This window comes from Streptomyces sp. W16 (assembly GCF_033194735.1).
Lineage (GTDB): Bacteria > Actinomycetota > Actinomycetes > Streptomycetales > Streptomycetaceae > Streptomyces.
On the sequence record NZ_JAWOAI010000393.1, the window covers coordinates 1 to 9,479 of the forward strand.

At 70.9% G+C, this 9,479-nt stretch carries 10 protein-coding genes and 1 pseudogene; 4 read left to right on the forward strand and 7 right to left on the reverse strand.

Going from position 1 to position 9,479, the window contains the following annotated elements; translation table 11 throughout:
- The 3 genes from R6V09_RS37225 to R6V09_RS37235 form a co-directional block, all read right to left on the reverse strand.
- On the reverse strand, window positions 1–576 hold a 576-nt coding region (locus R6V09_RS37225; protein ID WP_317885893.1), incomplete at its 3' end, for an aminotransferase class I/II-fold pyridoxal phosphate-dependent enzyme.
- The gene (locus R6V09_RS37230; protein ID WP_317885894.1) at window positions 573–1,559 is read right to left on the reverse strand and encodes an alpha/beta hydrolase; all 987 of its coding nucleotides are present in this window, start codon (window positions 1,557–1,559) and stop codon (window positions 573–575) included. The genes R6V09_RS37225 and R6V09_RS37230, both read right to left, overlap by 4 nt.
- 23 nt (window positions 1,560–1,582) lie before the next feature.
- Entirely contained in the window at window positions 1,583–2,173 is a 591-nt protein-coding gene (locus R6V09_RS37235) for a TetR/AcrR family transcriptional regulator (RefSeq protein ID WP_317885902.1), read from the reverse strand.
- 227 nt (window positions 2,174–2,400) lie between these two features.
- Here R6V09_RS37235 and R6V09_RS37240 point away from each other — a divergent pair, with 227 nt between their 5' ends.
- Window positions 2,401–3,489, forward strand: a complete 1,089-nt coding sequence (locus R6V09_RS37240; RefSeq protein WP_317885895.1) for an alpha-hydroxy acid oxidase — start codon at window positions 2,401–2,403, stop codon at window positions 3,487–3,489.
- Window positions 3,490–3,732: 243 nt separating this feature from the next.
- Window positions 3,733–5,115 (forward strand): class I adenylate-forming enzyme family protein, encoded by a 1,383-nt coding sequence (locus R6V09_RS37245; protein ID WP_327097164.1) that lies wholly within the window; start codon window positions 3,733–3,735, stop codon window positions 5,113–5,115.
- A 241-nt stretch (window positions 5,116–5,356) separates the two neighbouring features.
- Here R6V09_RS37245 and R6V09_RS37250 read toward each other — a convergent pair whose 3' ends face one another.
- Together R6V09_RS37250 and R6V09_RS37255 are read right to left on the reverse strand one after the other, a co-directional pair.
- Complete coding sequence (locus tag R6V09_RS37250) at window positions 5,357–5,542, reverse strand: hypothetical protein (protein ID WP_317885897.1); 186 nt, start codon at window positions 5,540–5,542, stop codon at window positions 5,357–5,359.
- 63 nt (window positions 5,543–5,605) lie between these two features.
- Window positions 5,606–6,268 carry a 4'-phosphopantetheinyl transferase family protein gene (locus R6V09_RS37255; protein WP_317885898.1) on the reverse strand — a complete coding sequence of 221 codons (663 nt, stop codon included), beginning with the start codon at window positions 6,266–6,268 and terminating at the stop codon, window positions 5,606–5,608.
- Window positions 6,269–6,286: 18 nt separating this feature from the next.
- Between R6V09_RS37255 and R6V09_RS37260 the strand changes: the two genes are divergently transcribed.
- Window positions 6,287–6,556 carry an acyl carrier protein gene (locus R6V09_RS37260; RefSeq protein WP_317885899.1) on the forward strand — a complete coding sequence of 90 codons (270 nt, stop codon included), beginning with the start codon at window positions 6,287–6,289 and terminating at the stop codon, window positions 6,554–6,556.
- A gap of 47 nt (window positions 6,557–6,603) precedes the next feature.
- The gene (locus tag R6V09_RS37265; protein ID WP_317885900.1) at window positions 6,604–8,265 is read left to right on the forward strand and encodes a class I adenylate-forming enzyme family protein; all 1,662 of its coding nucleotides are present in this window, start codon (window positions 6,604–6,606) and stop codon (window positions 8,263–8,265) included.
- Between the two features lie 48 nt (window positions 8,266–8,313).
- Here the strand turns inward: R6V09_RS37265 and R6V09_RS37270 are convergent, their stop codons facing one another.
- Together R6V09_RS37270 and R6V09_RS37275 are read right to left on the reverse strand one after the other, a co-directional pair.
- Window positions 8,314–9,144 (reverse strand): vWA domain-containing protein, encoded by an 831-nt coding sequence (locus tag R6V09_RS37270; RefSeq protein WP_317885901.1) that lies wholly within the window; start codon window positions 9,142–9,144, stop codon window positions 8,314–8,316.
- Between the two features lie 60 nt (window positions 9,145–9,204).
- A pseudogene (locus tag R6V09_RS37275) lies at window positions 9,205–9,479 on the reverse strand (hypothetical protein); the annotation flags it as partial.

Genomic DNA, 9,479 nt, shown 5'->3' on the forward strand with positions numbered 1-9,479 from the left:
CGCGCGCACCTCGGCCGCCGCTGCCGCCACCGCGTCCGGCTCCAGCCCCTCGGGGCCCTCCGGTACGGCGTGGATCCGCAGGTCCAGGAGCCGAGCGGCGCCCATGATGCCGACGTAGGCGGGCGTGCTGATCAGCAGGGTGTCCTCGGGCGCGGCGAAGAGAGCGCGCAGGACCAGCAGCATGCCTTCCTGGGCGCCGGTGGTGACCACCACCGCCTCGGCCGGTACGTCGATGCCCTCGTCGTTGTGGAGGGTGCGGGCGATCAGCTCGTGGATGACGCCGTTGGTGCGCCCGTACTGGAAGAGCTGGGTGCGCACCCGGTCCCGCGACCACCCCAACTCCCGTTCCAGATAATCGGTGTAGGTCCGCAGATGGCGGGCGAGGTCCTCGGGTTCGAAGTCCCCCTGCCAGGGCCGGCCGGGGGCGAAGGACAGGGCCTCGGGGAAGCGTGAGACGACTTCGTTGAGGAAGTTCATCGCGTCGAGGACGGGGTCGGTGAGGCCGGCGTGCAGACCCTGGAGGAGCGGTTCCGGGTGGGGTAAGGCCGATGGCGGTCCGGTGCGGATGTCGGTCACGATGTCTCCCCCTGAGTATCGGTGTCCTTGGCGGCGAAGGCGGTGCGCAGGAACCGGGCCGCCTCCGCCTGGGCCCGGCGACCGGCGTCCAGGGTTCCGGCCATCGCGAAGAAGCCGTGGACCATGCCGGGGTAGCGGGTCAGCGTCACCGGCACTCCGTCGTCCCGCAGCCGGGCGGCGTACCGCTCGCCCTCGTCGCGCAGGGGGTCGTACTCGGCGGTGATGACGAGGGCCGGCGGCAGACCGCTGAGGTCCTTGGCGCGCAGCGGCGAGGCCAGCGGGTTGTCGGCGTCCTCGGGCCGGTCGAGGTAGTGGTCCCAGTACCAGGTGACGGACCTGTCGTTGAAGAACGCCGGATCGGTGTTCTCCCGCCGGGACGGGGTGTCGGCGTGCCGGTCGGTGTTGGGGTAGACGAGCAACTGGGCGGCCGGGCGCGGGCCTTGACGGTCCCGGGCCAGCAGCGTCACCGCGGCGGACAGATTGCCGCCGGCGCTGTCGCCGCCGACGGCGATCCTGGCGGGGTCGGCCGCCTGGAGCGGTCCGGGGCGTCCGGACCGTTCGGCGACCCAGGTCAGGCCGGCGTAGGAGTCCTCCACGGCCACCGGGAACCGGTGCTCCGGGGCGAGCCGGTAACCCACCGACACGGTGATGCAGCCGACGGCCTCGGTGAGGGCGCGGCAGATCGCGTCGCAGGTGTCGATGGTGCCGAGTGTCCAGCCGCCGCCGAAGAGATAGACGAGGACCGGCAGCGGGCCGTCGCCCGCGGGACGGTAGACGCGGCCGGGGAGGGGTCCGTCCGGTCCCGGGATCAGGACGTCGGTGACCTCGTGGACCGGCAGGGGTGTCCCGGAGTCGGCGCGGATCGCGGCCAGGTCGGCCGCCCGCGCCTCTTCCAGGGTCATTTCGTACAGGGGCCGGGTGCCGGCCGAGGCGCGCTGGGCGCGGAGGGCTTCCACCTGTGGGTCGAGGGAATCGAGAGACATGACGAAGACGATCTCCTGCTCGGTCAGGGGGCGTCGGGCAGTAACCGGGGGTCGGTGGCGGCGGTGCGCAGCCGGTTCAGGATCGCCGCCGAGGCGTGGCCGTAGGCGCTGTCGTCCCCGCTGAGCAGGGACTCGCCGTTGGCGGTCTCCATGAAGGCGATCAGTTCGAAGGCCAGTTGGCCGGTGTTGGCCTCGGCGCGGATCTGGCCGGCCGCGCGCGCCTCCTCGATGGTCCGCTCGATGAAGGTGCGCCAGTTGGCCTGCGCCGCGGCCACCTCGTCGCGGACGGGCCCGAGGCGGGCGTCGAACTCGGCGGAGACGGAGTAGAAGAAGCAGCCGCCGGGGAACACCCGGGTCCGCGAGTAGTCGAGCCACTTCTCGCACAGATGACGGATCTTCGCGACACCGTCGGGGAAGCGGCGGGCCGGGATCACCACATGGCCCAGGAAGATCGTGACCGCGGTGCGCACGGTCGCGCGCTGCAGTTCCTCCTTGGAGCCGAACAGGGAGAAGACGCCGCTCTTGCTCAGTTCGAGCTCGTCGGCGAGCTGGCCCAGCGACAGTCCTTCCAGACCGCGGACGGAGGCCACGTCGACGGCGTGGCGCAGGATCATCTGCCTGGTCTGGTTGCCGCGGGCGAGACGGCCGTCCGTACGCTTCCTGACCTTGTCGACCGCGGTGTTGTCGGCCCCCACGTCACATCCTCGGGTTCTGGTGGCGGTGCGCGCGAGCTCCGGCCCGTCCAATATTTCCGTACGACCGTTTAGTATCCGCACGGTCGTACTGTTGGAATGGTATCGTACGAGTGATCGACCGCAAGGAACACGACGGGGGTACCTCTGTGAGTCGTCCGGCGTTACACGAGTTCGAGCAGGCGGCACATGCCCGCCTGCCCAGTCATGTGTGGGACTTCATCGCGGGAGGCAGTGGCACGGGCTCGATGCTCACGGCCAACCGCCACACGCTCGACCGCATCAGACTCCGCCCGCGCGTCCTGAAGGACGTGTCCCGGGTGGACACCGCCACCACCCTGCTGGGGGATCCGGTCTCCGCGCCGGTGGGCATCGCGCCCATGGCCTATCACCAACTGGCCCATCCCGAGGGCGAGGTGGCCGCGGCCCGGGCCGCGGGGAAGACCGGGGTGCTGCTGGCGGTGAGCATGTTCGCCAGCCGTACGCTGGCCGACATCGCCGCCGCCGCGAGCGGGCCGCTGTGGCTGCAGCTGTACTGGCTGCGCCACCGCGACGCGCTGCTGGACCTGATCCGGCGCGCGGAGGAGGCGGGGTTCCGTGCCCTGGTCCTCACCGTCGACGCGCCGCGGATGGCCCGGCGCCCCAGAGATGTGCGCAACGGCTTCGCCGTCCCGGAGGGCATTCGTGCCGTCAACCTCGACGAGACACTGATGTCCGCCTCGTACGGCGGGCAGGCGGGGCACTCCGCCGTCGCCCGCCACGCGCGCGAGCAGTTCGACGCCTCCATCGGCTGGGCCGATCTCGCCTGGTTGCGGGAGCGGACCTCGCTGCCGCTGGTGCTGAAGGGCATCCTCACGGCGGAGGACGCGCTGCTCGCCGTCGATCACGGGGTCTCCGCCGTGATCGTGTCCAACCACGGCGGACGTCAACTCGACTTCGCCCAGCCCGCCTTCGCGGCCCTGCCCGAGATCGTCGACGCCGTCGACGGCCGGATCCAGGTGCTCGTCGACGGATCCGTCCGGTACGGCGCCGACGTCGTCAAGGCGCTCTGTCTGGGCGCGGACGCCGCACTCCTCGGCAGGCCTCTGCTGTGGGGGCTGGCGGACTCGGGGGACGAGGGCGCGACAGCCGTCCTGCGGACCCTGCTGGACGAGGTCGAGGAGACCATGGCGCTCATGGGCGCCTCCGGGGTCGGCGCACTGGGCCGGGCCGGCGTGGTCCGCCCGCGCGCCGAATAGCCCGCGCAAATTACTTAAAATCTGAAATAACAACGTCCGCTGTTTCTTCGTGAATTGGTTGCGGCGTAAATTTGTGCTGCCCTGAAATGGGTCGGCACTGTACATGCTCGCGTTAAGGATCCATGCACCTGACTGTTGAGAACCTTTTACTTGTGCCGCTCGGATGGATCTGATCTGATGGAGCTCAGGTTGGCTCTCAGTGATCGTCTGTGGTTGTTTTTGTAGTGGACGGGGGAAATTCCTGTGAATGGCGAATGGGTCGATGATTTCTTACTCTCCGGTCCAGACCAGGAAACGGTACTGACATTCGGCACCGTGGTGACCAGGGGCGAGTTGCGCGCCGAGGTGGAGCGCCGCCAAAAGGGGCTCCGGTCCGCCGGGCTGACCCCCGGTGGCGCCGCCGTACTGCGGCTCCCGCCGTCCCTGGCGCTGGTCGCCACACTGCTGGCCGGCTGGCGCACCGCAGCTCAGTGCGCCCTTGTCGACCACCGGCTCACCCCCAGCGAGGCCGGCGCGGCGATCGAGAGAATAAACCCGCAGGTCGTTGTCGTACCCGACCGTGAGATTCGCGGAAGGCTGCGCGGATATTTCGAAACGGATTCCGTGGTGACGACCAGGGAAGGCGGGGAGCCGGCGCGCTCGGAACATGTTCTGCTGCAGCTCAGCTCCGGATCCACCGGACCTTCGAAGGTGATCGGGAGAAGCGCGGAGAGCCTCATAGCGGAAGTGGAACGCTATGGGCTGCTGAATTCCTATCCGAAGAACGGCGGGCGAATTGTTGTCCTGGCCTCTGTGATTCATGTGCTGGGCCTGGTCGGCGGACTCCTCCACGGCCTGCACAACCGGATCCCGCTGACCCTGCCGAGCAGCCACACCGTCGACTCCATCCACGGCGCGGTGGCCGCGGACCCCGCACCCACCACCCTGCTCGGCGTACCGTCGCAGGCCGCCCTCCTCGCCCTGGTGAAGTCACCCCCCGCCCTCCGGCAGCTCACCGGCATGATCACCGGCGGCGAGACCGTCAAGCCGGAGACCTGGCAACTCTTCACCAGCCGCTACGGCGTCCCGCTCGGCGGCATGTACGGCATGACCGAGGCCGGAATGATCGCGACGGACCTCCTCGGCACCACCCGCCCCGGCCTCACTCCGGCCCCCGGAATGACCGTGGAGACCGCCGACGGCGAGATCCTGCTCCGCCTGCCCGCCAACCCCTACGTCGGCCGCACAGACCCGAAGCGCTACGTCGACGGCCGGCTGCACACCAAGGACGCCGGGACGCTCGACCCCGGCACCGGCCTGCTGACCGTGCATGGCCGACTCGACCAACAGGTGTCCGTCGGCGGACTCAAGGTCGACCTCACCGAGGTCGAGGCACTCATCAGCGGGCTGCCGGGAGTCCGTGAGGCCGTCGTGGTGCACGGCTCGGGCATCGAGGCCTACGTGGCCGTGACCGAGGCAGGCGTCACCGGCGAGGACCTCAGCCGCGAGACAGCGGCACGGCTGGCGCCGTACAAACGCCCACGCCGCCTGATCGTGCTCTCCGCGTTGCCCCGCACCCCCACCGGCAAACCACTGCGCAGCCCCGACGCGCTGCGCGCCGCCGCCCGCGCGGAGGTGGGACGATGACCGGCCGGCGTCAATCGGTGTCCGGCGCGTGCTGCGCCACTGGGTGGGCGTCGGTGCCTCGTACTTCCCTTCCCACCACCCGTCGGCCGGCGGCCACGAAGACGGCTGTGGTGACGGTCGTTGGGTCGTCGGGCAGTGGGGCCGGGGTGATGGGGTCGTCGTCGGTCGGCGGCCGGACCGCGGGTCCCCGACGTGCTGCGTGCCGCCGCCCGCGCGGAGGTGGCTCGATGACCGGTCGGCGTCAAACGGCATCCGCCGTGCGCTGCGCCACCCGGACCGACACCTGTGCGGGAAGGCCGACCGGGTCCCGCACCGCTACTCCCACCACGCGTCGGCCGTCGGCCACGAACACGGCTGTGATGGCGGTCGTCGGGTTGTCGGGCAGCGGGGCCGGGGTGACGGGGCGGTCGTCGGACGGCGGCCACACCGTGGGCAGTCGACGCGCCGCGTGCCGCCGCCCGTGCGGAGGTGGGACGGTGATCGGCCGGCGTCAGTCGGTGTCCGGCGTGCGTCGCGTCACCCGGACTGTCACTTGTCCGGGGTGGCCGTCCGTGCCCCGTACCGCTACTCCCACCACGCGTCGGCCGTCGGCCACGAACACGGCTGTGGTGGCCGTCGTCGGGTCGTCGGGCAGCGGGGCCGGGGTGACGGGGCCGTCGCCGGACGGTGGCCACACCGTGGGCAGTGGCATCGGGCGGCTCATTCCGCCGGACCGCAGCCCCAGCCCGAGTGCCTTGCCCACCGCCTCCTTCTGCGTCCACAGCCACAGGAACGCCCGGTCGCGCTCGACCGCGGCGAGACCGCCCAGCCAGTCCGCCTCGGCCGGCGTCAGATAACCACGCGCCAAGGCCAGCGCCGCCAGCGGTCTGACCGACTCCACATCAACGCCCAGGTCGACGCGCGAAGACCGGCACAGCGCGACCGCAACCGCCCCCCGACCGTGACTGACGCTCACCTGTGTTCCGCGGCCCGCACCGTCCAGCAACGGACGGCCGCTCGCGGCGTGGGACACCCACACCTCGGACGGCCCGACACCGAGCAGCTCGGCCGCGCTCCGCACCGCGAGAGAACGTGCCAGGAGCCGCGCGTCACCGTCCGCCTCAGACCACAACACCCACACCGGAACCGGGTCGACGCCCGGCTGTTCCCCCATGAGATCGGAGTCAAGCACATGCAGAAGGACGAGGTCACCAAGTTCATCCTCGACGCCCTGTCGACCATGAACTACGACGTGTCCGACGTAACCGTCGACAGCCCTCTCGGCCCGTCGGGGCTGGATTTGGAGTCGCTTTCCGTGGCTGAGATCGCGATCCAGGTGGAGGACACCTACGGCGTCCGGTTCGAGGAGGACGAGATGGAGACCGTCGCGCTGCTGACGATCTCCGGACTCGTCGACGAGATCATCAAGCGCGCCTCCGCCTCCGCCGCCCTCTCCGACTGAACCGGGCGCTTCCCGTCACCAGTCCCGGCACCCGAGGAGCTGCCCCGATGAAACCCACCAACGACCGCGCCCAACTGGCGGTCGACCAGGAACTCGGCATAGGCAACGTACTCACCTCCCTGGCCGGCCGGGGGATCGGCCTCGACCGTCCGACCCTGACGTTCGACACGGACGTCGACGGCCACCCCGCCTGGCAGGCGCTCACCCTGCACGAACTGGACCAGCGGGTCGCGGCCCGCGCCGCCGCCCTGAACGCCCTGGACATCGCCCCGCGCGACTGCGTGGCGGTCTATGTCAGCACCGGCGCCGACATGGTCCTCAGCTATCTCGCCCTGGCCCGCATCGGCGCCATCCCGGCCCTGATCAACGCCAGGGTGCCCGGGGCGACCGCGGTCGAGTACATCCGCCGGCTGCGCGCCACCGGAGTGCTCACCGACGCGGCGCACCGCGCCGAACTGGCCCCGCACGGACTCGAAACGCCCCTGCTGGCCGACGTGTCCGAGCTCGGCGGGGGAAACCCCGCCGAGGCCCCGCCGGTCTACCGGCACCACGCCGACGAACCCGTGGTCATCACCCACTCGTCGGGCACCACCGGCCTGCCGAAGGCCGTCGCCCACTCCCACCACAGCCTCTTCGCGGCCATCCGGCACCGGCTCACCCTGCCCAAGGGCCAGGGCCTGGACCGGATGCTCGCCGCCCTGCCGACCGCGCACGCCGCCATGGTGATCGCGGTGAACCTGGCCCTGTGTAACCGGGTCCAGCTGGCCGTGCTCTCCGAACAGAGCGGCACCACCGTCCTGGAGGCCGTCGAGCGCTGGAAGCCGCAGAGCGTGCTCGGCTTCGCCGCCACCTGGTCGGAACTCGCGGGCGAGGACCTGTCCCAGTGGGACCTCGACTCGATCAGCGTGTGGTGGAACACCGGTGACTGCGCCCACGAGGCGCACATCCGGCGGCTGGTCGCGGTGGGCAGCCGTATGTCGCTGACCCCGACGGGCATCGCCCGGACCAAGGGGTCCCACTTCGTGGACGGCCTCGGCTCCACCGAGATGGGCCACTCGCAGTTCTTCATCACCCACACACCCACCACCGACCGCTACGGCCGCTGCATCGGCCGCCCGCACGCCTTCTCCACGGTCGCGGTCCTCGACGACGACTGCGAGCCGCTCGGCCCGGGCGAGGTCGGCCAGCTCGGCATCAGCGCGCCGACACTCTCCCTGGGCTACTGGAACGACTCGACGACCACCTATCGCACCCGCAGGAACGGCTTCTTCCTCACCGGAGACCTCGTCCACCGCGACGAGGACGGCTGGTTCTACCACGTGGACCGCGCCGTGGACGCCGTCGAACTCCCGGACGGCAGGCGGCTGTTCACCGCGATGAGCGAGGAACGCGTCCTCGCCGACTGCGGCGACGTCCTGGAGTGCACGGTCCTCGCCGTACGGGAGGCCGACCGCGTCACCACCACCGTGCTGCTGATCCTGGCCGACAAGGCGGACCGCGAGGCCGACCGCACGGCGGAGGTCCTCGCCGCGCTGGAGGACCACGTGGCCGCCACCGTGGACCGGGTCGTCGTGGTCGACCCGGAACTCATCCCGCTCGGCCCCACCGGAAAGGTCCGCAAGGTCCTGCTCCGCGAACGGTTCCTGGCGGGCGAGCAGGTCGGGACCGGACAACCGCGCACCGGCGACGGGACGGTGTCCGCCTCATGAGCCCGGCCCTCACCTCCCACGGCGCCACCGTTACCGGCCTGGGGACCTTCACCTCCCTGGGCCGGGGCGCCGCCGACACCTTCGACGCGCTGTGCAGCGGGAAGTCCGGGCTGACCGCAAGCTCTCCCAGGCCGGGCGCTGTGTCTTGAACTGGCTGAAGATCTTCTCGAAGACCTCGTCGCCCGCGCCCCGCTGCTCGGCGTTGGCGCTGGCCGACATCATCTGGAGCAGTTCGCGGAACGGGAAGCCCTGGATGCGCGCGTTGAACTTCGGCGCGAACGCCTGCAACACCTGCTCCCCTCGATCCGTGATGCCGCCGACGCCGATCGCGTAGAGCCGGAAGCGGCGGGCCTGTTGCTCCTCGGCGAGGACAGGCAGCAGCCGGTGCCAGGAGTCGGTCATATGGCCGGTGCCGTCGGTGGGGAGGCCGTCGGTGACCAGGCAGATCTGCGGGCGGTAGTACTGGAGTCCGGAGGCGCGCAGCTCCGCCTTGCGGGCCGCGACGACGTGCATGGCCAGTTCCAGCGCCTCCGTCATCAGCGTCACGCCGGACGCGGTGAACCGGGGTGCCTGGAAGGCGTGCGCGGGTACGAAGGGGCTCATCGGGGTGCGCGGGTCGAGGAGTTGGGGTCCGCGCCAGGCGCCGACGCCCCGGCCGCCGAAGGTGATCACGGCGACCTCGACGCTGTAGCTGAGGGAGACGTCGTCGTGGAGTTCGCGGGTCCACTCGGCGAGCGCGTCGTTGAGGGTCTGGATCGGCGCTCCCGCCATGGAACTCGACGTGTCGAGGCACAGCACCAGAGGGAGCCGTTGCGCGTTGTTCTCGAACTCGATGTCGGCGTACTCCGCCGGCAGCGTGGGCGGATATTCGCTGTGCATGGGTCTCTCCTGGTGGCACGAGCGGTACGGGCTGTACGGGCGGAACGAGCGGTACGGGGGTCACGAGCCGCCGCGGGCGTGATGCCGGGCGGCGGGCGGGAAGGCGTACAGGACGTCGGAGTCGGGTTCGCGGGCGTCGGTGACCTCGACCTGCGCGCCGGGCTCGGGCGGGGTGCGGTCCGGTTCGGCCCACACCGCCCGGTACAGGACGTGGTCGAGTTCGACGTAGCCCTGCGGGTGAAGTGCCGTACGGACGACGGCTGTTCGGGACGGGCCGGTGCGGGGGCCGACCCGGCGGCCGGGGGACGGGGGCGGTGCGGGGGCGGGCGGGACGG

Bases quoted from the DNA above. Each gene is read 5' to 3' on its own strand.
- R6V09_RS37230 (WP_317885894.1), bottom strand. From the start codon at position 1,559: ATGTCTCTCGATTCCCTCGACCCACAGGTGGAAGCCCTCCGCGCCCAG.
- R6V09_RS37235 (WP_317885902.1), bottom strand. From the start codon at position 2,173: ATGATCCTGCGCCACGCCGTCGACGTGGCCTCCGTCCGCGGTCTGGAA.
- R6V09_RS37255 (WP_317885898.1), bottom strand. From the start codon at position 6,268: ATGGGGGAACAGCCGGGCGTCGACCCGGTTCCGGTGTGGGTGTTGTGG.
- R6V09_RS37260 (WP_317885899.1), top strand. From the start codon at position 6,287: ATGCAGAAGGACGAGGTCACCAAGTTCATCCTCGACGCCCTGTCGACC.
- R6V09_RS37265 (WP_317885900.1), top strand. From the start codon at position 6,604: ATGAAACCCACCAACGACCGCGCCCAACTGGCGGTCGACCAGGAACTC.
- R6V09_RS37270 (WP_317885901.1), bottom strand. From the start codon at position 9,144: ATGCACAGCGAATATCCGCCCACGCTGCCGGCGGAGTACGCCGACATC.